The organism is Bacillus sp. FSL L8-0528, from assembly GCF_038593085.1.
Lineage (GTDB): Bacteria > Bacillota > Bacilli > Bacillales > Bacillaceae > Bacillus > Bacillus paralicheniformis.
Genome location: NZ_CP151961.1, coordinates 40001 through 65350, shown reverse-complemented (window position 1 = coordinate 65350; position 25350 = coordinate 40001). Strand labels below are relative to the sequence as shown.

Here is a 25350-nt window from a genome sequence, read left to right as displayed (position 1 = left end):
AAATAGAAAAATGCTTTGGTCTAGTCTCTACACCAAAGCTATTTATTGAATAAACGAATGATATTGGTGATAATCCGGGTTTCGCTCAAGCGCTTCTTGACAATCTTCACATATCGTCTTCACGTGTAAATCCCCATTATCCATATAAGAGATCATATCGTTTCTTTCATCGTTTGTTAAGTGGTTAAAGCCCAACTGTTCACTGTTTACATAAGAATGATCAAGACTTCCGACTTTAACACCGCAATGCCGGCAATAATAATGTAAAGCCATAAAGGAACCTCCATACCGAGTCTTTTTAAAACTAGTATGTTCCGTTCCCGTTTGCCTTATACCTTGGCGTTAAATTCATTCATGACTTCTAAAAAAGGTTTTTCCAGAGAAGCTTCACAGGCCTTGGCCGATTGTCTGACGGCCTCTTGTATCGCCGGCTCTTCTTCATCTGTAAAAGCGCCAAGCACATAATCGACGATTTTCATGCCGTTTACCGGACGGCCGATTCCGATTCTGATCCGGTTAAACTCAGTTGTTCCCAGATGCTGAATCATCGATTTGATGCCGTTATGGCCTCCTGCGCTTCCTTTCGTCCTCAGACGGATTCTTCCGGTCGGAAGATCCAAGTCATCGTAAATCACTTTCAAATTGTCAACAGGGATCTCATAATAGTCCAAAAGCGGCCTCAAACATTCTCCCGATAAATTCATATATGTAAGCGGCTTAACAAGTAGAACCTTTTTGCCGGAAACAAATCCGATTCCGTATTGACCGTTGAACTTTGTTTTATCAAGTGGAATGTTCCACTCTTTTGAGAGCTCGTCGATCGTCATAAAACCTACATTGTGTCTCGTATTTTCATATGTTTTACCCGGATTGCCCAATCCTGCAAACACAAGCATTATTCTATATCCTCCCTTAAGCAAAACCCTGCCTCAGCATACTGAGGGGGAGCATCCTAATTTCCCCTCATTCTAGCACAAAAGACGTAACCGCGGGAGGATTACGTCTTGCGTATTTATTCTTCTTTTTCCTCTTCAGTTCCTTTTTCTGGTTCCTCAACGTCTTGAGCGGCTGATTCGGCTTCCGTTTCTTCCTGCTTTTGAGGAGGAAGAATGGATGCAACAACTTCATCAGGCTCATGGTTGTATGAATAATCGCCTTTAGACGGAATATCGCCGACGGTTAGAACATCGTTGACTTCGAGACTGGAAATATCGACCTCGATCGTTTGCGGAATGTTCTTCGGCTTCGCGGTGACAGACAGCTCGTAAAGCGGCTGCTGAAGAACACCGCCCTGTTTAATGCCCTCTGCTTCACCCGTAAGGTTTACAGGAACCGTCGCCTCCATTTCCGCTTCCATATCAACCACTTTAAAATCGGCATGTACGATTGAATCTTTTAATGGATCCGTCTGCAGCTCAGTCACCATAACAGAGTGCTGGTCTCCGTTTATATCCAAGTTGATAATCGTATTTTTGCCCTCAGCGCGCAAGATTTTTAAAAGCTCGATACTGTCTAACGCAACGGATTTGTTTTCCAGGTTTCTTCCGTAAATGACACCCGGCACATACCCGGATTGCCGGATCTTCCTTAAAGAAGACCGTCTGGAATCCGTTCTTTCTTCCGCTTTTAAAATTGCCATGTTCAGCACCATCCTATCGTTAGATTGGTCTTTCTAAAACCATACCCATAACGACAAAACTTTAAACCAGAATCAGCAAATTAATCGAACAGGAAGCTGACAGATTGTTTTTCATGCACACGAATAATCGCTTCTGCCAGAAGCGGTGCAACAGAAAGCTGCTTGAACTTCGCGATTTTCTTTTCTTCAGGAAGCTCAATGCTGTTGGTCACAACGAGCTCTTTAATTTTCGAATTGTCGATTCTTTCGATTGCCGGACCGGAAAGAACCGGGTGTGTACAGCATGCATACACTTCCTCTGCGCCGCTTTCGACGAGCGCATTGGCCGCAAGCGTAATCGTTCCTGCAGTGTCAATAATATCATCAATTAAAATGGCTGTTTTCCCTTCAATATGTCCGATGATATTCATAACCTCGGCTACATTCGGCTTAGGTCGTCGTTTATCTATAATCGCAATCGGCGCTTTCAAGCGGTCCGCCAATTTCCGGGCACGCGTCACACCGCCGTGGTCAGGGGACACGATCACGACATCCTTGAAATTTTTCTCTTCAAAATAATTACCTAAAATCGGAACACCCATTAAATGATCGATCGGTATATCAAAGAAACCTTGGATTTGCGGCGCGTGAAGATCAAGTGCAATCACACGGGTAGCTCCGGCGGTTTCAAGCAGGTTTGCCACCAGTTTAGCTGTGATCGGCTCACGGGAACGGGCTTTACGGTCCTGACGGGCATAGCCGTAGTAAGGCATCACGATATTAATCGTTTTCGCCGACGCGCGTTTTAGCGCATCCACCATAATTAAAAGCTCCATAATATGCTCGTTCACCGGTGCGCTTGTCGATTGGATGACGTAGCAGTCGCAGCCGCGGATGCTTTCTTCAATATTAATTTGGACCTCACCGTCGCTAAAGCGTTTAACAGAACTCTTTCCCAGCTCAACTCCGACGGCATCTGCGATTTCCTTCGCAAGACCCGGATTTGAGTTTAAAGAAAAAATCTTCAAATTGTCGTCTTCATATTTAGACATGGTAAACCTCCGATTTAGGATTATTTTTTGAGTATGTTCTCAGCGTAGTCTTCTTTGTTGACTTGTCTTGCTCTGGCAATAGACAAAGCCCTGCCTGGTACATCGTCGGTAATCGTTGAACCCGCAGCTACGTATGCGCCTTCGCCGATTGTCACCGGAGCGACCAAATTGGAGTTGCAGCCGATAAATGCCCCATTTTCAATCTTCGTTTTGAACTTATGTTTCCCATCATAATTTACGGTAATCGACCCGCAGCCAAGATTGACATCCGTTCCGATTTCCGCGTCCCCTATGTAGCTTAAATGAGATGCTTTGCTGCGATCACCAAATTCCGATTTTTTCACTTCGACGAAATTCCCGATCCTTACCTCATTGCCGATCTTTGAATCGGGTCTGATATGAGCAAACGGCCCAATCGTAACATCGTCACCGACTTCACTGTTCACGACAACGGACTGCTTAATAACCGTTCTGCTGCCGATCGTACTGTTTTCCAGTTCGCTGTTCTGTCCGATGACCGTGTCCTCACCGATGACAACCCGCCCTTTAATAACGGTGCCGGGATAAATCACGGTATCCCTGCCGATGACGGCTTCCGGTGAAATATATGTGTTGTCGGGGTCGATCAAGCTTACGCCGTTTCGCATGTGGCGTTTATTGATCCGCTGCTTCATATAGATTTCCGCTTGTGAAAGGGCGACTCTGTCATTGACTCCGAGCGTTTCCTGGAAGTTGCCAGTCTGATAAGCGGCTACAGTTTCACCTTGATTTTTCAAGATCTCAATGACATCCGGAAGATAATACTCCCCTTGTACGTTGTCATTGGAAACCTGCTCGATCGTTTGAAAAAGAGCTTCGTTGTCAAAACAATAAGTTCCTGTGTTAATTTCTTTGACAAGTCTTTCCTCGTCTGTTGCATCTTTATGTTCGACAATTTTTGCAACATCGCCGTTTTCATTGCGAATAATGCGTCCGTAGCCTGTCGGATCCTCCGCTACAGCGGTTAAAATCGTCACCTTTGCTGCTTTTTTTTGATGCTCCGTGAGCATGGCTTCCATCGTTTCGGCAGTTAAAAGCGGGGTATCTCCGCAAATGACGATAGTCGTTCCTTTTTCGCTTCCAAGAATCGACTTGGCCTGCTTAACGGCATGGGCTGTTCCGAGCTGTTCAGCCTGCAGGGCATATTCGCTTTTTTCCCCGAGCTGTTTTTTTACATCTTCCGCTCCATGTCCAACTATTGTGACAAGTTTTTCTAATGATAGCTTGTGAGCTTCATCGACAACATGCTCGACCATAGGTTTTCCGCAAACCGGATGAAGAACTTTATAGAGCTTTGATTTCATTCTTGTTCCTTGACCAGCTGCTAACACAACTGCAAACCGCTTATCCATGTATTGGCCTCCATTATCCCTATTATCCATAGAAAAATATATCCTAAATATGAGTTGATTTCAAGCAAGCCAAAATGAGAAATCATAAAATCGAGACAGCATATTCTGGATATTCAGAGTATATTTAGGATTCACTGATCAGGGAGACAATTGATTCCTTCGGGATGGGATTCTCAAACCGTCATATGTTTTACCTTCTCTTACTGTTATACGCAACCCCAAACCATATATTGTCATTTTATTATGATAAGATCATTTTTTTTCAAAACAAAAAGGGCTTATCCATAAGCCCTTCTTTTTTAAGAAGCTCCAGCTTCTTCATATTCTATTTCCTCAACGTCACCCAAACGATGATATTCATTTAACACCGCGTCCTGAATTTTTCCGCGGGTGCTTGAGTTGATTGGATGAGCGATATCACGAAATTCTCCATCAGGTGTACGCTTACTTGGCATCGCAACGAAAAGACCATTGTTTCCATCAATTACACGAATATCATGCACTACAAATTCGTGATCCAGCGTGATGGATGCAATCGCTCTCATGCGACCATCGGTATTCACGCGGCGTAATCTTACGTCGGTAACTTCCACAGTAGTTCACCACCTTTTCCCAATATAAAAACATTAGTGTAACTATTCAACGGTTTTTTTTGTTTTCCTGCATAATTAAAAATATTTTTGTAATATTGGGATAAAAAAACACTGAATTGACAAATTTTCCAAACAAAAAAGATGATTTTGAGATCAAAACCATCTTTTCGGAGTTTTTTCTATTTCACTAATGCGATGACTTCTATTTCAACGAGCGCGTCTTTCGGCAGCCTTGCCACCTCAACGCATGATCTCGCCGGTTTGTGGGTATCGAAGTACTGTCCGTAAACTTCATTCACCTCTGCGAACTGATTCATGTCTGCCAAAAACACAGTTGCTTTGACGACAGTCTCCAGAGAGGCGTTCGCTTCTTTCAGCACGGCTTTTAAATTGCGGAAAACTTGATGCGTCTGTTCTGTGATGTCTCCAGTCACCATTTCACCCGACGGGGTCAGCGGAATTTGCCCTGAACTGTAAAACATATTATTGACAACAATTCCTTGTGAATACGGTCCGATCGCCGCCGGTGCTTCTTTTGTCTGAACAACCTTTGTCATCTCAAACTCCCCATTTCCTATTCATTGTCTGCAAAAAAACGCTGAAAGTTTCCGTTTTGTATTTCCACCTTTTTTTCCTTCATATCAATTTCAGAAAGAGTCAAAAGGGACATATACTCATCGACCAGCCGCTCCTTGACTCCCTGAGCCTCGACAAGAACACCGATGCCCGCTACATGGGCATTGAATTCCTCGAGAAGATTGATCATACCGTTGATCGTTCCTCCCGCTTTCATAAAGTCGTCTATAATCAAAACGCGCGAGCCCGTCTGCAAGTTGCGTTTTGCAAGAGACATCGTCTGAATGCGGTTGGAAGATCCAGACACATAGTTAATGCTGACCGTTGAACCTTCAGTTACCTTATTGTCTTTTCTGACGACCACCGTCGGCACATCAAGGTAGCTGGCTACCGCATATGCCAGAGGAATTCCTTTTGTCGCCACCGTCATCACGACATCGATCTCCCTGTCTGAAAAAGCTGAAGCAAAAATCTTGCCGGCCTTCGTTAATACAGAGGGCTTGCCTAGGATATCGGTTAAATACAAATATCCGCCGGGCAATATCCGTTCCGAATCGATCAATGACTCACCGAGCGACTTTACAAATTCCTCCGCTTCATCGCGTTTTACCTTTGGAATGTATTTAACGCCGCCTGCTGCTCCCGGCACGGTCTGAAGCGTCCCGATTCCCTGCTGCTCGAAGGTCTGCTTAATAATGGTTAAATCTTCACTAATGGATGATTTAGCAGATTGATACCGTTCTGAAAAGAAGGTTAATGGCACTAAGACATGCGGATGGGTCAACAAATAATTTGTCAGATCCACCAATCTGCCGCTTCGACGAAACTTCATGCACTTACCTCCAAAATCCGAATATTTTTAAAAATAATATAACTTAACATACGGATTTAATCAAGTTCATTTTGTTCTCCGATCATCCGCACCGCATAAACCTGATCGCAAAACCCTCTTAATCCGTTATAGATTCTTTGTACTTTTGATTCGTATTGAACCAGTCCGAACACAGTGGGGCCGCTCCCGCTCATCAGCACAGCATCGGCGCCGAACCGCTTCATTTGATTTTTGATCATCGCGACTTCGGGATGCATATTCAATGTAACAGATTCAAGAACATTGCCGAGTTTGTCGCACATTTTTTGAAAATTCTTCTCTTCGATCGCAGAAATCATACCTTGAACATCCGGATGTTCAATCTCGTCGACTTTCAGCTGCTTGTACACTTCTGCAGTTGATACGCCGATCGTCGGCTTTGCCAGCACAACCCAGCAGTGCGGCGGAGTCTCGATATGACGGATTTTCTCTCCCCTTCCCGTTGCAAGAGCCGTTCCTCCATGTACGCAAAAGGAGACATCAGATCCGATCTCAGCGCCAAGCTCAGCCAGTTCATTCATCGAAAGCTTCAAATCCCACAGCCGGTTCAGCCCTCTGAAGACGGCAGCCGCATCGCTGCTTCCCCCCGCAAGCCCCGCAGCAACGGGAATCACTTTCGTAATAAATATAGAAACACCTTTTTTAATGCCGTATCGTTCTTTCATGAGCATTGCAGCCTGATAAGCAAGGTTTCGCTGATCGTCGGGAACAAAGCGGTTATGCGAAGAAACCGTTACTTTATCTTCTGCCAGCTCGGTTAATTCAATCCGATCCGCCAAATCAATTGTCGTCATGACCATCTCTACTTCATGATACCCATCTGGACGTTTGCGGCGAACGTCGAGCGACAAATTAATTTTAGCCGGCGCCTTCTCTAAAATACGCAATCCATTCACCTACTTCTCCATCTAAACATAAGTATCCACATTGTAACATATTTTGAAGTACAGGACGTACAAATGCATGCGTTGCGGCAGGACTTCGCGACCTTAGCATGCGGTCATTTTCCATACAAGTACAAATGCATACGCCCGCGCAGGACGCCGCGTCTTTAGCATGCGGTCATTTCTCGCGAGTACAAATGCATGCGCCCGCGCAGGACGCCGCGACCTTAGCATACGGTCATTCCTGCAGATCGCGATTGCCCCCTGCCGTGAATCCTCAAGGCGCTTGCAGCACCTGGTCGGCTGAAAACAGATCAATGAAAAAAACGGAGGACAGAAGCGCCCTCCGTATGTCACTGTTTTAATGATTTTGCTGGTTTTGAGCCATATGCTGTTCGGCTAATTCAATGGCCCTCTTCACCATGTTACCGGCGTCTCTGGCCCGAATTCCGCCCCAGCCCTCGGTTTTTACCGTGTCGTAAAATCCAAGATCCTTAGCCAATTCATTTTTGAATTCCTCTGACATGATGCTTCGACGTCTGCCCATGCGAAACAGCCCCTTTCAAGTATCATACCATCCGTCTGACTCATCATAAAACAAGTGACATGTATTAGCTTTGCTCGATTTGTGCAGAACTTCCCCGAAAAATTCTGGATAAAAAAAGGCAAAACAAAAAGCAGCAAACATAAAGTCCACTGCTTATTAAAGGGCTACTGAGCTGGTTTTATCATCAGAAAATCTCAATTCAACCGTCTCAGTAAGAATATCCGCATAACTGTATGAAACTCTTTCAAACGAATTCTCGTCTTGGTCTAGTTGTATCACAAAAACAGAAGGGTACGTCTCAGCTAAAATGCCCGAACGCTCAATCGTTTTTCGGCGGCCACCGTTTGCTTTTAACGTCAGCCTTTTTCCCAAATGTCCATCAAGCGATCTTTTAATATCGGACAACGTTTTCGCCATTGCATCCACCTCACTATATTCAGTATACACCAGAAGCCCATTTTTGTCAAATAAAATTTAAATTATATCAACGTTCATAAGCCTCTGTCAATAAAATATTTGTGACAAATTATACGCCAACTTTCCCTTATTTTCCTCATTTTTCGTTTCATTATGTATGTTTTTTTAAAAAAAGGTAAAAACATTCGGCTGCATGGCAAAAACCCGCCATCCGGCGGGCTCGTTTAATCGTTTTCTTTTGTTTTATATGGCATTCCGATTCGCAATACGCCTCGCGTCTCAATGCCTCCGAGTCCCTTTTCCCTCGTCATGGTGTTTCTGAGCACTTCCCAGACGTTAATGCGGTCCATAAACGGAGTGAAGCTGATTTTTGCGACTATATAGACCGGATCAAGCGCATGGATGTTGACTCTTGACGGAGAGCTTGCAAAATTTGCACCGGCTTTGATCAGTGATTCAAAATGGGACTGGCATGCGCCGGCAAAAATGACAAGCTGATCAAGATGGGGAATTTTTTTTCTCGCTTTTTGAACGGTTTCGATAAAATCTTTTGAATGCCTGTAGGCATCCAGATTGTTAATATCACCCTTCTGCTTAGAATAGGCATCGTGTCCGGTGATGACGAGAAGATCCGGGCGGTACTCATCGATCAGTTCCTCGATGACCGATGACATTTTTTTTTCATAACAATGAATGCCGTATACAGGAACCCCGATCTTTTCATAGAGCGCCAGACATTTTTTTAAATAAGCCGAATCCCCGTCTAAATGAAGGACTCTTCCGGGCATATGAAAGTACTGCTGTTGATTGTTATATTGGTTTGTGGCGCGGTACTCATGTTTATTGTGAAGGAGTTTGTAATCCTGGCGGAGAAGATCGAGGGATTCCTTCATTCTCGATTCTTCTTCCCGCTTTCTCATCTGCCGCTCAGCCTCGCGGACCATCTCCAGGTCCGTTAAATATGCGTCAGCGATTAATCTGACCTCATCTCCGTGCAAAACGGCCACAGGTTCTCCATTTGCCGATTGATCAATTCGTATAATTCGAAATAAGATATCTCTTCGATAAGATTTTCTGACGACCATATCGCCTATTTTAAATTGCATGCTTTTCACTCCACACATAGACTAAGCCCCATCCTGATGAATATAAAGCAATGAAAAGTAAAGGTGCTTCTTTAGCCTATGTGCCCGCCCTTCAAGTGGTGAACGGATGACAAGCCTGATCAGGCTTAAAGCCCGGCTTCAAATAAAAAAAGCCCTCCATTAAAGAAGGACTGCTCTCAAGCGGTCAGATATGACGGCGAACTCTTCAATGCTCAGCGATTCTCCGCGTCGTTTTCCGTCGATTTGTGAATCCTGAAGCACTCTTTCAATTTCTGATTTCTTCTCTTTGCCATTCGGCAGGTTGTTAACGAGGTTGTTGAAAAGCGTTTTTCGGCGCTGTGCAAAGCTTGATTTTACGACTTGAAAGAAAAAGGCTTCATCTTGAACCGCGACAGCCGGTTCTCCCCTCAGCGTCAGCCTGATGACCGCGGAATCCACGTTAGGCTGAGGGACAAATACAGTCTTTGGCACATTCATGACCGTTTTGGCTTCCGTATAAAACTGAACCGCGATGGAAAGGGACCCGTATTCTTTTGTAGAAGGTTTCGCAGCCATTCGGTCCGCCACCTCTTTTTGAAGCATGACGACGATCCCTTTCAGCGGCAGATTTTCTTCTAAAAGCTTCATGATGATGGGAGTCGTGACGTAATACGGGAGGTTGGCGACAACCATCACCTCATCGCAGTCTTGAAACTGCTCGTCCATTACCGCCCGGACATCGGCTTTCAGGACATCCTGGTGAATGACAGTCACATTATCATACGGAGAAAGCGTATCTTTTAAAATCGGCAGGAGCCTTTGGTCGATTTCGAAGGCCGTCACTTTCTTCGCACGCTTTGCCAGCTGCTCGGTCAATGCCCCGATCCCCGGACCGATTTCAATCACGCCGGTACGCTCCGTCACCCCCGCATGGTCGACAATTCTATCCAATATGTTCGTGTCAATCAAGAAGTTCTGCCCCAGGCTTTTTTTGAATGAAAATCCGTATTTATTGAGAATTTCCTTCGTTCTAATTGGGGTGGCGATATCTTTATTCATGCTCTTCCTCCCGCAGCACAACATCCAGTGCGCTTAAATAATCACTCTTTTTGATCTGAAACATTTGCAGCCGCTTTTGAAGCTGTTTCCCATTTGTATAGCCGATATTCAATATCTCGCCGAGCCGCTCCCGCCTTTGTTTTGCCAGAGGGCCTCCGATCAGGCCGGCTTCGATTAAATCCCGAGCCTCAATCTCAGGTTCCGTCGCCTCCATTTCCTCCTGAACGGTTTTTAAGCATTCGCGGATTGCCTCAAGCGAAGCATGTTCAACACCGATTCCGCGCTTATTTTTAGGCTTTGCCAAATGCTTGGGTAAAAATGCATGCTTGCAGCCGGGGACTTTTTCTGCAATCGTTTTTCTGATTTTTTCCCCCGGGAAATCAGGATCGGTTAAAATAATGACCCCGCGCGTTTCCTGGGCAAGCCGAATCCGTTTAATGACGTCTTCCCCTATGGCAGATCCGTTCGTTTCAATCGTATCAGCATCAACAGCCGATTTGATTTTTGCTGTGTCATCACGGCCTTCGACAACAATGATTTCTTTAATCTTCATTTCTTCCTCCGTATGGTGAAAAACCTTTTATTACATTTTTAAAATTATTGAAACCTTTTTGTAATAAAACCGTCTAATTTATTAGAAAACAAGATGGATCTATTATAACCAAAAAAACAGAGGGCGCAAAATCCCTCTGCTTATATAAGAGCGTAATAAATGATATTTAGTTCAACACCTTGATTTTAACTCTTTTGTTACCCCAGCGGTAAGCTGTAGACTTACTCGGAAAGAATACATCGATTTTACGGCCTTTGATGGCTGAGCCTGTATCGGCTGCAACCGCGTAGCCATATCCTTCTACATGTACTTTAGAACCCAGCGGAATGACGCTCGGATCGACAGCGATCACTTTAGCGCCCGGATTATTTTTTAAGTTAACGCCGGTCGCAGTGTGGCCAGAGCATCCGTTGCAGCTTGCCGTATAAGCTGTAGAGGATACATAAAATTCTTTTCCTGAGGATTGATTTCCGCGCGATACATTCGCGCTGACTGTAGCCACTGCGGCTTGCTTTGTACCGACAGCGATGATTTTGGCTTTGCTTTCAGCTGCTGTTTCCTCTTTAACCAGTTCTCTGGAAACTTCCTTGCCGTTTTTCATAACAACGGCATAGTGCTTTTTAAGCTTGCCATGTTTACCGTCCTGTACAACTTTTTCTTTCCCCTTTTCAAGTGAATCGTCCTCTTTTTTCCGGACTTCAAAAGGGATGTTCTCTTCCACTACATCGGTGACTTTTTTGATACGAGTAATGTGAATCGCCTGATCTTTTGTCAGCTTTTTATCAAGCGCAGGCTTAACTTCATCATCGCCTTTTATGCTGATCTTATGATGTTTTAAAAAGTCAGCGACCGTAGTCGAAGTCGTCCATATATCTTTATCTTTACCGGCATCCTTTACGGTTACTTTAAAAGCCCTTTGCAAAGTCAGCTTCATATCTTTCGTTATTTCTTTATCAACTGAGGGTTCAATTTGATCGTGTTCCGCCAACTCTAGATTTAAATCTTTCAGCAGTTTGCCGACAGTACCCGCTGTTGTCCAGATTTCTTTTTCCTGTCCGTCGACCGCGAAATGAACAGGTTTTGCGGCAACATACTCAACATTCATGTTCGCCGTTAATTTTGTATCTTCAGCGGGAGAGATGTGATCTTCTTTCCTCGTCTCGATGTCTAAGCTTTTCAGCAGTTCACCTACGGTTTCAGCATTCGTGCGAACATCCTGCTTTTTCCCGTTTATCGAAATGGTGACTTGCTGTTTAGCGAGCTCATGTGCTCCGTAAGCAGTTCCGCTTCCTGCGACAAGCAGTCCAGCAGCAATCAGTATCCATCTGCTTTTGCTAAGCTTTACGGAAAACAGCTTTTTCATTTTTTGTATGATGAAAAACGCCTCCTTCTCCTCGGGGAGATTATATAGAGTATCTACAAGCCTGTCAACCCTCCTCTCTATTTCTCCGCAAGCCCGCCATCTCTTTTATTATGGGAAAACCACCTCATAAAAGAAAGAAAGACTTGTCGACAAAGATATCCTATGAGTGCAAACAGACATGTAGAACTTTTTAGAACCGTCCCCCGAAGAGACAAGCTTGAACAAGGCTCGATATCAAATCGTGTCAGCTGATGCCGAAAAGTTTTTTTGCATTTTCTGTGGTGACGGCCGCTATTTCTTCATAAGTCATCCCTTTCAATTCAGCAATCTGTTCGGCGACAAGCTTGACATAGCTTGGTTCATTCCGCTTTCCTCTGTATGGATGCGGCGTTAAATACGGGCAGTCCGTCTCAATTAAAAGTCGGTCATTTGGTATTTGTTTGACCACTTCCTTCGGCTTTTTGGCATTTTTAAATGTGACGGGACCGCCGAAAGATAGGTAGAAATTCATATTGATGCACTCTTGTGCAATTTCGGCGCTTCCGGTATAACAGTGCATGATCCCGCCGACTACCTCAGCCCCTTCTTCCCGCAAAATAGAAACGACATCCTCTGTTGCATCACGGTTGTGAATCACGATTGGCAAGCCGACTTCTTTTGCCAAAGCGATCTGTTTTCTGAATACCTCTTTTTGAACGTCCTTCGGCGACTTATCCCAATGATAATCAAGTCCCATTTCACCGATCGCCACAACTTTCTCATGGGCGGAGAGGTCTCTGATCCAAGCCAAATCTTCATCGGTCATATCAATTGCATCAACCGGATGCCACCCGATGGCAGCATAGATAAAATCGTATTCTTCAATCAATTCCATTGCGCGCTTGATCGTCGGACGATCGAATCCCACAACAACAATGTGCTCCACTTTTTCTTCCTTTGCCCGAGCAATGACTTCTTCCAAATCCTCATTAAATTGCTCGGCATTTAAATGTGCATGTGTATCAAATAACATCAAAATGCCACCTTTTTTAGATATTGTCGAAAAAACAAAAGGTGTTCGACGAAATGTTACACGTGGAACACCCTTTGCCAACATTTATTTGATTCGCGTTCCGTTTGATAATGAACTGTCTACCGCCGCAAGCGACAGAACGCCGTTGTCTTCTCCAGCCAATATCATGCCTTGAGAAAGTTCTCCTCTTAGTTTGACCGGTTTTAAGTTTGTTACACAAATGACTTTCCGGCCGACAAGCTCTTCAGGTTTGTAGTGCTTGGCAATTCCTGAAACGACCTGGCGTTTTTCAAAGCCCAAATCAAGCTGAAGCTTTAACAGACGGTCCGCTTTTTTGACGGGTTCGGCATGGATGACTTCAGCCACTCTCAGCTCCGTGCTCATAAAATCGTCTATCGTGATTTCCGGAAGCCTTTCAGTTGCTTTTTCCTCTTGTTTCGGTTCTTCTTTTGGAGCCGTTCCCTGCATTTTTGATTTGATATAAGCGACTTCGTCTTCCGCCTCAAGACGCGGGAACAACGGTTCTCCTTTTTGAACTTTTACCGATTTCAGCTGTCCGAAGCTTTTAATGCTGTCCCAGGTTTTCAATGACGCATCCGTAACACCGAGCTGTGCAAAAATCTTTTCAGGCGTCTGCGTTAAGAACGGCTGCAGCAATACAGCAGTGATGCGCAATGACTCTGCCAAATGGTACATAACCGATTGAAGATCTTTTTCTTTGTCCTGATCTTTTGCCAGTACCCATGGGGCTGTCTCGTCGATGTATTTATTCGTTCTGCTGACAAACTGCCACAATGAAGAAAGCGCTACAGAAAACTCCATATTTTCGATCGCCTGTTCGTACGCTTCAATTGTCTTTTGTGAGAATGATGACAACTGTTCGTCAAAAGCGGTAACCGGGCCTTCGTACGACTGAACCCGGCCGTCAAAGTATTTGTTGACCATGGCGACCGTTCTGTTCAGCAGGTTGCCTAAATCATTCGCTAAATCATAGTTAATCCGCTCGACAAATCCTTCCGGTGTAAATACGCCGTCAGAACCGAACGGCACTTCGCGGAGAAGATAATAACGCAATGCATCAAGTCCGTATTTGTCGATTAATGTGACTGGATCGACCACATTTCCTTTTGATTTAGACATTTTTCCATCTTTCATCAGCAGCCATCCGTGGGCAAAAACCTTTTTCGGCAGCGGAAGGTCCAATGCCATCAGCATAATCGGCCAGTAAATGGTATGGAAACGGACGATCTCTTTACCGACAAGATGAACGTCTGCCGGCCAATATTTTTGATAATTTTCATCGTTTGCCGTATTAAAGCCAAGTGCCGTAATGTAATTAAACAGCGCGTCTATCCAAACATAGATGACATGCTTCGGGTTGCCGGGCACTTTTATTCCCCAGTCGAACGTCGTCCGGGAAACAGCCAAATCCTCAAGACCCGGTTTGATAAAGTTGTTGATCATTTCATTTTTGCGGGATTCAGGCTGAATGAATTCAGGATTTTCTTCATAGAAAGCGAGCAGCCGGTCCGCGTATTTTCCCATGCGGAAGAAGTAAGATTCCTCTTTGATTAACTCAACGGGATGGCCGCTGTCAGGACTTTTTCCTCCGATCACCTCGCCCTTCTCGTTTCGCTCAACATCAACGAGCTGGGTTTCGGTGTAAAACGTTTCGTCAGGTATGCTGTACCAGCCTTCATATTCGTCAAGATATATATCACCATTGTCAAGAAGCTTCTGAAAAACCTTTTCGATCACGTTTTTATGACGTTCCTCTGTCGTCCGAATGAAGTCGTCATTGGATATGTCGAGCTTTTTCCAAAGCTGCTGAATGTCTTCTGCCGCACGATCGACCAATTCCTGCGGAGTGATATTTTCCTTCTCCGCCGTTTGCTGGATTTTTTGTCCGTGCTCATCTGTACCTGTTAAGTATCTGACATCAAAGCCTCTCAGTCTTTTATACCGAGCCATCGCATCACCTGCAACGGTTGTGTAGGCATGTCCAATATGTAACTTTCCACTTGGGTAATAAATGGGTGTAGTGATGTAAAACGTATTTTTTTCTTGCGGCATGATGGAACCTCCCAATTAAAATGTCAAAAAACTCCCGCCCAAAGGACGAGAGCGGCATGTGTATTCATTCAGTATATACTCAATATATAATCCCTCTTTATATGATACCATCTTAGCCTTCAAGTTCAAGAAAATATACATTGTCGATCCATCATGAATACGGTCGATTACAAATTTTTTAACAGAAAGAAATATTATACTTCGACAAAAAAATGCTTTCATTGTCGAATAATGTCGTATATAATCGATATGAGGAAAAACCTTAGTTCGAAAGTCTTGATTTAAGGGCTTTTTTTTGATTGATCCTACTGTTTTATCATCTTCATTTCCCTTGTTACATCAGTTCTTCCAAGGTCTTTTGACTATATGATCTAATTTTTACAAACAATAGAAAAGAAAATGATTGACGTTTATTGGAAACCTTGTTATGCTAGGACTGTAAGGATTTTGTCGAATAATGACGAAGATAATAAACACCTATAAAAATAACAATCTTTCGGGAGGAGAATGAATATGAAATCTACAGGTATTGTACGTAAAGTTGATGAGCTAGGACGCGTGGTGATTCCGATCGAACTTCGCCGTACGCTTGGAATCGCTGAAAAAGACGCTCTTGAAATCTATGTAGATGACGAAAAAATCATCTTGAAAAAATATAAACCAAACATGACTTGCCAAGTTACAGGTGAAGTTTCTGATGACAACCTTAAACTTGCAGGCGGTAAATTGGTTCTTAGCCCTGAAGGCGCTGAGCAAATCATTAACGAAATTCAAGCACAACTTCAATCTCAAAAATAATTATTTTGATTATACAAAAACCGCTCTTGCCGAAGCAAGGGCGGTTTTTTTAGTTTTGAATATGATAAGCGTCATAAATTTTCCGTTTCGGAACGCCGCGGTCAACCGCGGTTTTTTTAATGGCTTCTTTTGAATGATATCCTTCGCTGATATAATGCTCGACATGTTCTTTTTCTGAAAGGTGCTCCCACCAGAACGATTCTTCGATCGTTTCTTCACGGCTTCCCTCGATTACAAGGCAAAACTCTCCGCGCACCTGTTCCTGTTCAGCCCATGTGAGCGCTTCTTCGATCGAACCTCTGATAAATTCTTCAAATTTTTTCGTAAGTTCCCTTGTCAATGCGATTTGCCGGTTGCCGAATACCTCTCTGATGGCTGACAAGGTTTCTTTCAGCCGATGCGGGGACTCGTAAAAAATCATCGTCTCCTGTCTGTTCTTCAAAGCCTCGAGCTGTTTTTTCCTTTCCCGTTTGTTACGGTCCAAAAAACCGAAAAAGAAAAACGGCTGCGGGGCAATGCCTGAGGCAATCAGTGCGGTCAAAGCGGCATTTGCACCGGGCAAAGGCACGACATAGCCGCCCATTTCGATAAAATCGCGGACGATTTCAGCCCCGGGGTCAGATATTGTCGGCATTCCGGCGTCACTGACCAGCGCAACATTTTTACCTTCTTTCAGCCATTCCAAAATTTTGTGTCCGCTGCTTTCTTTATTGTGTTCATGGTAGCTGACAAGCTGTGTCTCGATTTCGTATACATGGCACAATTTCTTCGTCTGCCTCGTATCCTCCGCAGCGATAATGTCCGCCTCTTTTAACACAGAAACCGCTCGAAATGTCATATCCTCCAAATTGCCGATGGGTGTCGGAACGAGATATAACATGCCCATGTCTGATTTTTGATCAAAGCTCTTTTGCCGGTTGATAATCAACACCCTCCCGTCTTTTTTCTTCTATATAACGTTCTTTGTTCTTTCTCGATAATTTTTTAAAATAGTACTCGGCCTGCATCGCCTCTCGCTTCGTTGAAAAGCACTCTGCATAATGGAGTTGAACCGGCAGCCTTGCCCTCGTATACTTCGCGCCTTTCCCGTCATTGTGGGTTTTCAGGCGCTTCTCGATATTGTTTGTATAGCCGGCGTACAAGCTGCCGTCCCGGCACGAAAGCACGTAAAAGTAATGGCTACTCGTCTCCATATAAAATCTTCCTTATTTCAGGTGTATATTGATCTTGTTCATCATACACGAATAAAGGAGGCAGAATTTTCAGGTCAGGCCGGCCATCTTTTATTCCTTCCACTAAAATGGTGTTGGCTTCTTTACTTTTTTTCGGGTAAACAAATTGGACGCGTTTCGGCTCGATTTGGAAGGCTTTCATCAATTCAAAGATTTCGAGCAGCCTCCCCGGCCGGTGAACAAGGGCGAGTTTGCCGCCCTGCTTTAATAGCTTGCTGCTGACGCGAACGACGTCTTCAAGCGTGCAGTAAATTTCATGTCTGGCAATGGCCAGATGTTCATTTAAGTTTTGCTCCGTTTTTTGCGGCGTCTTGAAATAAGGAGGATTGCATGTGACGACATCAGCTTTATTATATCCGAGCACCTGCGGCATATTGTTCAAGTCGTCCCTGATGAGATGAATCTGTTTTTGCAGGTTGTTGTATTCCACGCTGCGGAGGGCCATGTCATACAGCCTTTCCTGAATTTCCACCCCGGTGATGGCGGCTTTTGTGCGGGTGCTGAGAAGCAGCGGAACAATCCCGTTCCCTGTGCACAGATCAATGATGTTTCCTTTTTGTATCGGAACGTAAGCAAATTTCGACAGCAGAACAGCATCTAAGGAAAATGCAAAAACTGTCGGGCTTTGCACGATTTTCATATCTTCAGCAAGTAAATAATCCAGTCGTTCATCGTCTTTTAATTGAATCATGTCTTTTCCCTTTCCTAAACACATTGTACCGTTAAAAAGGCTTCCGTTCCGCCGGAAGCCTTTCTTATTTTTTATTTAAGAACGAGAGGCAGAACAGGCAGTCTCCTTCTTTGCGAACACTTCCGTAATGGATGTTGCAAATATGGAAACCCTCCTGATACAGGCGCGCCAAATTATCATGGCCTTCTCCAATATCAGCATGCCCTGTCTTTTCTGCTTTTATCTCTTTTTCATCGGATTTTGCGTTTTTTAGCCTTTGATCCGTTTCTTCCAGCCTCTTGCGCAAATGCTCGTTTTCAAGCTGTAAATGATTGTTTTCTTCAATCATTTCCCCGATATGCTGCTTGAGATCTCCAAGCTGGCGGTAAAGAGACCCGATTTGTTCTTCTAAACTTATCACTGTATCAAACAATTCTTTTTTATCCAAGGTTTCACACCTCGTTAATCTGTGGTTTGTGCAGATACGACACCTTCTTGCAACAGCTCATCCCACGTATACTCAACGACTTTGTCACAGTCTGTCAGTTCGACTTGGAGAATGCGTTCAAGAATATTCAAGCCGACGACTTTTGCAGGGCCGTTGGACGTGGCGATCACTTCCCCGATATCCGGAAGCTGTTCTTTTGCTGTTTCGTATTCATCGTTTTCATATTTCAGACAGCACATCAGCCGTCCGCATAGTCCGGAAATCTTCGTCGGATTCAGCGACAGATTTTGATCCTTTGCCATTTTAATAGACACGGGCTCAAAATCACCTAAAAATGTGGAACAGCAAAGCATTCTTCCACACGGTCCGATGCCGCCCAGCATCTTCGCTTCATCCCTGACGCCGATTTGCCTCAGTTCGATTCTCGTTTTAAAGATTGATGCCAAATCTTTGACGAGTTCTCTAAAATCGACTCTTCCGTCAGCCGTAAAATAAAAAATGACTTTGTTGCGGTCAAAAGTGAATTCCACATCGACCAGCTTCATCTCAAGGCCGTGCTCGTTAACCTTTTTCTGGCAGACATCAAAGGCGGACAGCGCAGCTTCTTGATTCTCTTCAACGATCAGGCGGTCGCGCTCATCCGCAACTCTGATCACTTTTCTTAAAGGCAGCACGACATCGTTCTCGTCTACTTTCTTGTTGGCGATGACAACCTGCCCGTATTCAACACCGCGAACCGTTTCGACGATCACACAGCTGTCTTTATCTATCTGAAATCCGTTCGGATCGAAATAATATATTTTGCCCGCTTTTTTAAAGCGGACACCAATAACGTTGTACAAGCTTATCCCTCCTGCAGCATTAAAACCAAGTGCTCCATTAATCCTTGAGCATTCACATTGGAATAAAGCCGTTTTTTTGCTTCTAAAACAGCAAGTATCTGGTTTGTCACTCTTTGTTGTGTTGTTTGCAGCGCATGCTGTTTTAATGATTGGAATAAGTCCTGAAATAGTATTTTATCTTCATGTCCCAACTGAATGGACAACACGTCGCGATATATAAATAAAAGCATATCAAGACCCATTTCTTGGTGGTCTTTCTCCTTGAAAAAGGGCATCCACTGATCTTGAATATAGAAAAAAGCATGTCCTTTTCGCTGGTGTAAGACTTCATACAATTTTATCACTTTCGCTCGCGACTCTGCAAACTGATCATTTCGACTCAATTCGAGCGCTTCCGATAAATTGTTTGTCATATTCGACAAAAGGGCAGCAATATTCGGAGAGACCTCTTGTTTGATCAGTTCCTTTTCAATTGATTCGGGCTGCAACGACTGAAAGGATAAAACTTGGCATCTCGATATGATCGTATCGAGCAATTTTTGCGGCTGTTCCGTTAAAAGAACAGCGATTGTATCGCTGCTCGGCTCCTCTAAAAACTTCAGAAGGCTGTTCGCCGCATTGACCGTCATTTGATCCGCATGGGAGATAATGTACAGCTTTTTATGCGATTCTAAACCGGTCTTTGAAAACTCTTCCTGAAGCGCCTGAATTTGTCCCTTTTTAATGGAAAGTCCGTCCGGATGCACGACGTGAACGTCCGGATGGTTTCCTGATTCAATCCGCTGGCAGTTCCGGCACGACTCACATGGCTCCGCTCCGTCTTCAAGGCAAAAAAAACTTTTTGCCAGAAGTGTTGCCGCGTCTAATTTGCCCGTCCCTTTGCGCCCTTCAAATAAATAGGCGTGGGCAAGCCGGTTTCTTTCTATACTATTTTGCAAAAGCTTCATGACCCTTGGCTGAAGCCTCTGCATTTCTTTCCAGGTTGTAGCCATACCATCACTCTCTATGTGTAAAGGTTTATCAGTAAACCCTTGATTTCGCCAATCCGTTCTAAAAGTTCGATAGAGGATTTTTCTTGGTCCATCAGGTCCTCTGTTAATTGCACAAGCTTTTCGTCCAGTTCTTTTACAATGCTCAATGTCCGGCTGTTTCCGTACAAATCGAAGCTTCTTGAATTCTCCACCGTCAGACCGTTTTCAACGGTCTCTTTTACAAATCGTTTGATCAAGCCTTTGAACCTGGCCAAATCTTTGAAATTCCTCGACTTTGATAGGCGTTTTCCGAACGCTTCAATATCTGTTAAAAGCATTGTCAGCTGTTCAACTCGAAGCTTGCCGCTTTGTATATTCATCTTCTCTTTAAATGAAGCAGAAACGTTTTCTCCTCTTGCAGGCGGAGTCTGCTGTTTCTCTATCATTGTACGCAGTTCTTGACTTATTTTCATATCCTCAACCCTTAAAATTGATGGAATTGCTCGATCGGCAGTACAAAAACGGTTGCTCCGCCCACTTCAACCTCAACGGGATAAGGAACATATGAATCGGCATTTCCGCCCATTGGAGAAACAGGGGCAATCAGCTGATCGCGCTTGCTTCCGTTTTCTTTTATCAAGCTTAAAGCTTTATCTACTCGAATATCATCTACACCCAACATGAAGGTTGTGTTTCCCGATTTCAAAAAGCCGCCGGTTGACGCCAGTTTAGTCACGCGAAAATTGTGATCGGTCAAAGCCTTTAAAAGCCTATTGCTGTCTTGGTCTTGAACAACAGCGATAATTAACTTCATATGAAAAGCCCCCTTTTGGATGGAAACACTTAAGGATACTCTTGCTACCATTATAACAATGAATGGTAAACAGGTCACAACTGATTTTCTTTTAATGCTTCCTCAATGATGTTATTTACCCTTTTTAACACATGTTCAACATTCTGACTGGCATCCACGATCCGAAATCGGCCGGGAAACCGCTTCATAACTTCTTCATAGCCTTTTTGAACAAGCTGATGAAAATGGAGTTTTTCCAGATCAAGCCGGTTCTTCTCTCTGGCATGATTTAAATTGATCCGTTTCATTCCCTCTTCCGGGTCGATGTCGAAATAAATCGTCATATTAGGCATCATACTGCCGATCGCAAATTGATTAACGGAAAATACTTCATCAATGCCGAGTCCCCTGGCATACCCCTGATAAGCAAGTGAACTGTCGATGAACCGGTCGCATAAGACGATTTTTCCTTCTTCAAGCGCCGGTTTTACTTTTTCGACAAGGTGCTGCCTTCTTGCGGCTGCATATAATAAGGCTTCTGTTTTTGGGTCCATAGCCGTATGACTTGGATTTAAAATAACCTCGCGAATTCGTTCAGATATTTCAATGCCGCCCGGTTCTCTTGTCGCAAGAACAGAATAGCCGTTTTTCGTCAATTGGTCTGCCGCAGCCTGAAGGATTGTCGTTTTCCCCGCACCTTCAGGCCCTTCAAAAGTAATAAATAATCCGTTCATGATTTCTCCTCTTCTATATATACAGTTAATTGCTTTTGTTTGAGCTTGCTGCCCTGAATGTGTACATTCAGATCGACGAGCCGCGTCAGCCGGCTGATCGTCTCTTTTGTTATTCTCTCACCCGCCATAATCAACGGAATACCCGGAGGGTACGGTATGACCGGTTCTGCGCTTATTCTGCCCGCGGCTTCCGCAAAAGGAACCGATTCTTTTTTGAAGGCTGACAACTTGCTTTTCCGGTAAGGCAAAGCTGTGACTTTTTCAGAAGGGATTCCGATTCCGGCAGGATGATCGTGTTGAACAGCTGTATCTTTGATTTCTTTGCCAATTGTGCTGATCAGTTCCGGCGAAGGCTTATTTTTTCCTTCAAGCGGCAGGATCAACAGGACTTGCCTTTCATCTGCCAATTCAGGATGGATGCCGTTTGCTTCAAATATGGATTTCAGTTCAAAACCGGAGTGGCCATACGCTGATCTGACAGACAGCTTAAGCGGATCTTGCTGGATACCGGCTTCAGCCGGCTCGACGATCTCGGCTCCGTTTATTTGAGAAAAGGCTTCTCTCATGTTGAGGAGCTCTTTCTCAATATCGGCTGTTCGATTTGTTTTCAAGATATCTTCGGCGTATGCCCTGGCTATATCCAAAGATGCCATGATTGGATAAGAAGGACTGCTGCTTTGAAGTACGGAGAGATAGTATGCCAGTCTGTCCCTGTTAATCCTGCGGCTGTTAATATGCAGATAAGATCCCATTGTCATCGCCGGGAGCGTTTTATGCGCGGACTGAACGACAACATCGGCGCCCGCTTTCAGCGACGACTGGGGAAATGGATGGCCCAGCACAAAATGGGCGCCGTGAGCCTCGTCGACTAGAACGGGAATGTCATGTTGATGGGCCTCTTCTATGATCTGCTTCAGATCAACAGCATGTCCGTAGTAATTGGGATATGTCAGCACGATTCCTTTAGCGTGCGGATATTGTGAAATTGCATCTTTTGCCGTTTCGTACAGTATATGTGTGGGAACGGCCATCGCCTCATCAATTTCCGGCGTCAAAAAAACCGGATGGGCGCCTGAAAGTTCAATCGCATGAAATACAGACTTATGGCAGTTCCGCTGAACAAGTATCGTGTCACCCGGCTGACAAACAGCCAGGATCATCGCCAGATTCCCGACGGTCGAACCATTGACGAGAAAAAAACTTTCTTCTGCGCCATAAAGCCGCGAAACTAAATCCTGCGCTTCTTTGATGACGCCTGATGGCTCATGCAAATCATCCAGACCCGTCAGTTCAGTTAGATCGACTTTGAGAATCGTTTCGAAAAAAGTTTTCGCTTCATCAAAAAAGACATCTCCATTGTGATGTCCCGGAACGTGAAAAGAATAATGATGTCCTTCAGCATGGTTCACCAATGCTGTATATAAAGGTGTCTTCATATAAACCGATCCTTTAGTCATCTTCTCTATTTTCTTCGTCACCCGCATGCTCCCGGGTGACGGTATGACATTCTGCATTTATTATACCCTTCAAGGCGGATTACATAAAGGGCGGACGTTTTGGTAAATGTTTATCTTGCTTATGATAAACGGTTTTAGTTTTCTTTCATGTCCAGCAGCTTAGCCTTGAGATCATCTTCCATTGCCCTTATTTCTTCTTCTGCCTGAAGGCGCTTTGAACGGCCTTCTTCTTGAATTTTAAGCGTCTCCTCAAGTGTTCCGATCAGATTGTCCTGCACTTGTTTCAATGTTTCGATATCGATAAAGCCACGCTCATTTTCCTTGGCAGTTTCGATCGTGTTGGCCTTCAGCATCTCGGCATTTTTCAAGAGCAGTTCGTTTGTTGTGGCTGACACCTGTTTTTGAGCTTCTACGGCTCGGCGCTGCCTCAACAGAGTGAGCGCAATAGCAACCTGATTTTTCCAAAGAGGAATTGCTGTCATAATCGAGGATTGGATCTTTTCCGCCAGCACTTGATTTGTGTGTTGGATCAAACGGATTTGCGGGGCGCTCTGCAGTGTAATTTGTCTACTCAATGTTAAATCATAAACCCGCTTTTCCAGCCGGTCGGCAAACTGAATCATATCATTTACATCCTGAACGGCCATATGATGATCTTCTGTTTTCGATTTCTCTTTTAGTTCGGGAATGGTTTGATGTTTTAATTCTTCGAGCTTCAGCTGACCGGCTGCAATATAGACATTCAGCGCTTCATAATATTCTTTATTTTTTTCATACAGCCGTTCGAGCATCTTATTATCATTGATCAGCGCACTTTTGGAATGCTCAAGTTTTACGCTGATTCTGTCTATTTGGGCGCCGGTTTTTTGATACCTTGATAAGACTTCTTGAACAGAATGAGATACTCTTCCGAAAAAACGGAAAAAGAAGTTCCTTTTTTTTGTTTTCAATTCATCAGGGCTGACCTGTTCAAGTTTTTTCATTAGGTCGCTTAAGACCTGCCCAATTTCACCAATATCTTTTTTTTGGACGTGCTCAAGCATCTCGTGTGAAAAATTCAAGAGCTTGGATTGAGCTTGCGTTCCATACAGAGTCATGCTGTCATGTTGTTTTGGATCGATCTGTTCGGCCAGTTGGAATGCCTGCCGGCGTTTTTCTTCGGATAATGTATCAACCAGATTTACTTGCTGCCTGCGGTGGTCTTCCTCCATGCCGGAAACAGACTTTTCTCCTTGTCCAAAAGGATCGGAAAGCAAATCATCAATTTCAAGCTGTGCGCCAGTTTTATGTAACGATGGTTTATATTCGCTCATTTTTAGCTTTCCTCCATCAGCCTTTTTTCATTGAATGCTTCGCGACGTCCAGTTCAAACTCCAAGTGGTCAATGTCTGTTTTCAGCAAGTCATAAAGGTCGTCTTCCAATTGCTTGGCAAGCTTATCGATCATCATACGCGTTTCGCTTAAAGAAACTTCAAGCTTTGCATTACGCTTTGGCTGTGACGCCAAAAACGCATGCTTTTCCGTTAGTTCAACAATTGAATCAAGGCTTTGATAATAAAAGCGTTCAACCTGGTAAAAACGCTTTGGTTCGTTCTTTGTGATGCTGTAAATTTTTCTGACGATACGGAGAATTTCTATATTTTGTTTAATCGTTTGAATGTTTTTGACTGCGAATAAGGCTTTCCTTAACCGGGCGATTTTCAGCTTAGCTTCCCGCAGATTCTGCTTTATATAGGCATATTCCCGCCGTGTAAGCTGGTTTTCTTTTAAAAACAAATAGGTTCCGTACCATTTCCCGCCAAGATAAACGGCAACCCAGGTTCCGGCTGCATAAGCGGAAGACAGCAGAAAAGTCTGGTTAAGCGCGAAGAAGCTGGTGAACCAAAGGAGCACGGACAATGCACTTGCAGCAGTTGCACGAAGCATAAAATGAAGAATCGGTTTCATTACACCACTACTCCTAATATATAAATTTCTTTTTTTATGATAAATCGGTCGTTTCTTTATACTACTTTCTAATACGGATATCGGCTAAACAAAGTTTCAGCTCGAAAATCATGGTGTATAGCAAAAAAGACACCTTAACCGTGTCTTCATCACTTTCATTATACCTTTCATCCATACAGACTTAAAGGCTTAAAAAAAAGACCTGAAACGGTCTAAGAATATAATGGCGGCGTCCGGAGACTCTTTAATTTTTTGACATAGTCAGAGTACTCAGGGTCTGATGTTGAGGTAGATATAATCTTTTTCTCACAATCCGAACATAAAAATTTCGTATAAAGGTGAATGCCTTCGGTTTTATTTTCCT

31 protein-coding genes (1 of these 31 running past the window's edge) are annotated in these 25350 nt (G+C 44.0%); 1 reads left to right on the top strand and 30 read right to left on the bottom strand.

Annotated elements, in window-relative coordinates:
- Positions 1 to 42 precede the first annotated feature (42 nt).
- The 17 genes from MHI30_RS00350 to metG form a co-directional block, all read right to left on the bottom strand.
- Positions 43 to 273, bottom strand: coding sequence for an anti-sigma-F factor Fin family protein (locus MHI30_RS00350; RefSeq protein ID WP_003178210.1), 231 nt, complete (start codon positions 271 to 273; stop codon positions 43 to 45).
- Between the two features lie 56 nt (positions 274 to 329).
- Positions 330 to 896 (bottom strand): aminoacyl-tRNA hydrolase, encoded by a 567-nt coding sequence (pth, locus tag MHI30_RS00345; protein ID WP_025809572.1) that lies wholly within the window; start codon positions 894 to 896, stop codon positions 330 to 332.
- A 116-nt stretch (positions 897 to 1012) separates the two neighbouring features.
- Positions 1013 to 1639, bottom strand: coding sequence for a 50S ribosomal protein L25/general stress protein Ctc (locus tag MHI30_RS00340; RefSeq protein ID WP_020449810.1), 627 nt, complete (start codon positions 1637 to 1639; stop codon positions 1013 to 1015).
- Positions 1640 to 1719: 80 nt separating this feature from the next.
- Positions 1720 to 2670 (bottom strand): ribose-phosphate diphosphokinase, encoded by a 951-nt coding sequence (locus MHI30_RS00335; protein WP_043926224.1) that lies wholly within the window; start codon positions 2668 to 2670, stop codon positions 1720 to 1722.
- A gap of 20 nt (positions 2671 to 2690) precedes the next feature.
- On the bottom strand, positions 2691 to 4061 hold the full coding sequence (glmU, locus tag MHI30_RS00330; protein ID WP_075752597.1) for a bifunctional UDP-N-acetylglucosamine diphosphorylase/glucosamine-1-phosphate N-acetyltransferase GlmU: 1371 nt from the start codon (positions 4059 to 4061) through the stop codon (positions 2691 to 2693).
- A 299-nt stretch (positions 4062 to 4360) separates the two neighbouring features.
- Positions 4361 to 4654 carry a septation regulator SpoVG gene (spoVG, locus tag MHI30_RS00325; RefSeq protein ID WP_003178198.1) on the bottom strand — a complete coding sequence of 98 codons (294 nt, stop codon included), beginning with the start codon at positions 4652 to 4654 and terminating at the stop codon, positions 4361 to 4363.
- A 179-nt stretch (positions 4655 to 4833) separates the two neighbouring features.
- Entirely contained in the window at positions 4834 to 5211 is a 378-nt protein-coding gene (gene ridA, locus MHI30_RS00320) for a 2-iminobutanoate/2-iminopropanoate deaminase (RefSeq protein WP_075752595.1), read from the bottom strand.
- A 17-nt stretch (positions 5212 to 5228) separates the two neighbouring features.
- A complete protein-coding gene (gene purR, locus MHI30_RS00315; protein WP_020449806.1) occupies positions 5229 to 6062 on the bottom strand; it encodes a pur operon repressor in 834 nt (277 codons plus the stop codon).
- 56 nt (positions 6063 to 6118) lie between these two features.
- Complete coding sequence (ispE, locus tag MHI30_RS00310; RefSeq protein WP_025809574.1) at positions 6119 to 6988, bottom strand: 4-(cytidine 5'-diphospho)-2-C-methyl-D-erythritol kinase; 870 nt, start codon at positions 6986 to 6988, stop codon at positions 6119 to 6121.
- A gap of 358 nt (positions 6989 to 7346) precedes the next feature.
- A complete protein-coding gene (locus tag MHI30_RS00305) occupies positions 7347 to 7532 on the bottom strand; it encodes a small, acid-soluble spore protein, alpha/beta type (RefSeq protein ID WP_003178189.1) in 186 nt (61 codons plus the stop codon).
- A 156-nt stretch (positions 7533 to 7688) separates the two neighbouring features.
- Positions 7689 to 7949, bottom strand: coding sequence for a Veg family protein (locus tag MHI30_RS00300; protein WP_003178187.1), 261 nt, complete (start codon positions 7947 to 7949; stop codon positions 7689 to 7691).
- Positions 7950 to 8173: 224 nt separating this feature from the next.
- Positions 8174 to 9055, bottom strand: coding sequence for a sporulation peptidase YabG (gene yabG, locus MHI30_RS00295; RefSeq protein ID WP_075752593.1), 882 nt, complete (start codon positions 9053 to 9055; stop codon positions 8174 to 8176).
- A 159-nt stretch (positions 9056 to 9214) separates the two neighbouring features.
- Positions 9215 to 10093 (bottom strand): 16S rRNA (adenine(1518)-N(6)/adenine(1519)-N(6))-dimethyltransferase RsmA, encoded by an 879-nt coding sequence (gene rsmA, locus MHI30_RS00290; protein WP_075752591.1) that lies wholly within the window; start codon positions 10091 to 10093, stop codon positions 9215 to 9217.
- On the bottom strand, positions 10086 to 10646 hold the full coding sequence (rnmV, locus tag MHI30_RS00285; RefSeq protein ID WP_020449802.1) for a ribonuclease M5: 561 nt from the start codon (positions 10644 to 10646) through the stop codon (positions 10086 to 10088). Before rnmV ends, rsmA begins: the two co-directional genes overlap by 8 nt.
- A 166-nt stretch (positions 10647 to 10812) precedes the next feature.
- The gene (locus MHI30_RS00280; protein WP_075752589.1) at positions 10813 to 12009 is read right to left on the bottom strand and encodes a G5 and 3D domain-containing protein; all 1197 of its coding nucleotides are present in this window, start codon (positions 12007 to 12009) and stop codon (positions 10813 to 10815) included.
- A gap of 244 nt (positions 12010 to 12253) precedes the next feature.
- A complete protein-coding gene (locus MHI30_RS00275) occupies positions 12254 to 13021 on the bottom strand; it encodes a TatD family hydrolase (RefSeq protein WP_075752587.1) in 768 nt (255 codons plus the stop codon).
- Between the two features lie 84 nt (positions 13022 to 13105).
- Positions 13106 to 15094: a methionine--tRNA ligase gene (gene metG, locus MHI30_RS00270; protein ID WP_075752586.1), complete on the bottom strand. Its 1989-nt coding sequence runs from the start codon at positions 15092 to 15094 to the stop codon at positions 13106 to 13108.
- Positions 15095 to 15601: 507 nt separating this feature from the next.
- Here metG and MHI30_RS00265 point away from each other — a divergent pair.
- Positions 15602 to 15892, top strand: coding sequence for an AbrB/MazE/SpoVT family DNA-binding domain-containing protein (locus MHI30_RS00265; RefSeq protein ID WP_085959887.1), 291 nt, complete (start codon positions 15602 to 15604; stop codon positions 15890 to 15892).
- A gap of 49 nt (positions 15893 to 15941) precedes the next feature.
- On the opposite strand, the gene rsmI is transcribed toward MHI30_RS00265, so the two are convergent.
- From rsmI to MHI30_RS00200, 13 genes are all read right to left on the bottom strand, one after another.
- Positions 15942 to 16817: a 16S rRNA (cytidine(1402)-2'-O)-methyltransferase gene (gene rsmI, locus MHI30_RS00260; RefSeq protein ID WP_142238597.1), complete on the bottom strand. Its 876-nt coding sequence runs from the start codon at positions 16815 to 16817 to the stop codon at positions 15942 to 15944.
- Positions 16792 to 17085: a GIY-YIG nuclease family protein gene (locus tag MHI30_RS00255; protein ID WP_075752584.1), complete on the bottom strand. Its 294-nt coding sequence runs from the start codon at positions 17083 to 17085 to the stop codon at positions 16792 to 16794. Before MHI30_RS00255 ends, rsmI begins: the two co-directional genes overlap by 26 nt.
- Entirely contained in the window at positions 17072 to 17815 is a 744-nt protein-coding gene (locus MHI30_RS00250) for a tRNA1(Val) (adenine(37)-N6)-methyltransferase (protein WP_020449796.1), read from the bottom strand. The genes MHI30_RS00255 and MHI30_RS00250 overlap by 14 nt, the downstream gene beginning before the upstream one ends.
- 64 nt (positions 17816 to 17879) lie before the next feature.
- A complete protein-coding gene (gene yabA, locus MHI30_RS00245; RefSeq protein WP_020449795.1) occupies positions 17880 to 18242 on the bottom strand; it encodes a DNA replication initiation control protein YabA in 363 nt (120 codons plus the stop codon).
- Positions 18243 to 18256: 14 nt separating this feature from the next.
- Entirely contained in the window at positions 18257 to 19084 is an 828-nt protein-coding gene (locus tag MHI30_RS00240) for a stage 0 sporulation family protein (RefSeq protein WP_020449794.1), read from the bottom strand.
- Positions 19085 to 19086: 2 nt separating this feature from the next.
- A complete protein-coding gene (holB, locus tag MHI30_RS00235) occupies positions 19087 to 20076 on the bottom strand; it encodes a DNA polymerase III subunit delta' (protein ID WP_075752582.1) in 990 nt (329 codons plus the stop codon).
- A gap of 11 nt (positions 20077 to 20087) precedes the next feature.
- Positions 20088 to 20528: a YaaR family protein gene (locus MHI30_RS00230; protein WP_003178158.1), complete on the bottom strand. Its 441-nt coding sequence runs from the start codon at positions 20526 to 20528 to the stop codon at positions 20088 to 20090.
- 11 nt (positions 20529 to 20539) lie between these two features.
- The gene (locus MHI30_RS00225) at positions 20540 to 20869 is read right to left on the bottom strand and encodes a cyclic-di-AMP receptor (RefSeq protein WP_003178156.1); all 330 of its coding nucleotides are present in this window, start codon (positions 20867 to 20869) and stop codon (positions 20540 to 20542) included.
- A 74-nt stretch (positions 20870 to 20943) separates the two neighbouring features.
- Positions 20944 to 21582: a dTMP kinase gene (gene tmk, locus MHI30_RS00220; RefSeq protein WP_075752580.1), complete on the bottom strand. Its 639-nt coding sequence runs from the start codon at positions 21580 to 21582 to the stop codon at positions 20944 to 20946.
- Positions 21579 to 23018 (bottom strand): aminotransferase class I/II-fold pyridoxal phosphate-dependent enzyme, encoded by a 1440-nt coding sequence (locus MHI30_RS00215; RefSeq protein ID WP_075752630.1) that lies wholly within the window; start codon positions 23016 to 23018, stop codon positions 21579 to 21581. The genes tmk and MHI30_RS00215 overlap by 4 nt, the downstream gene beginning before the upstream one ends.
- Before the next feature lie 155 nt (positions 23019 to 23173).
- Positions 23174 to 24352 (bottom strand): toxic anion resistance protein, encoded by a 1179-nt coding sequence (locus MHI30_RS00210; protein ID WP_075752578.1) that lies wholly within the window; start codon positions 24350 to 24352, stop codon positions 23174 to 23176.
- A gap of 16 nt (positions 24353 to 24368) precedes the next feature.
- On the bottom strand, positions 24369 to 24986 hold the full coding sequence (locus MHI30_RS00205) for a 5-bromo-4-chloroindolyl phosphate hydrolysis family protein (RefSeq protein ID WP_075752576.1): 618 nt from the start codon (positions 24984 to 24986) through the stop codon (positions 24369 to 24371).
- 212 nt (positions 24987 to 25198) lie between these two features.
- Positions 25199 to 25350, bottom strand: the 3' portion of a protein-coding gene (locus MHI30_RS00200; protein ID WP_020449787.1) for a sigma factor G inhibitor Gin. Its footprint extends 40 nt past the window's final position; only the last 152 of its 192 coding nucleotides appear in the window; its start codon lies beyond the right edge, outside the window; its stop codon occupies positions 25199 to 25201.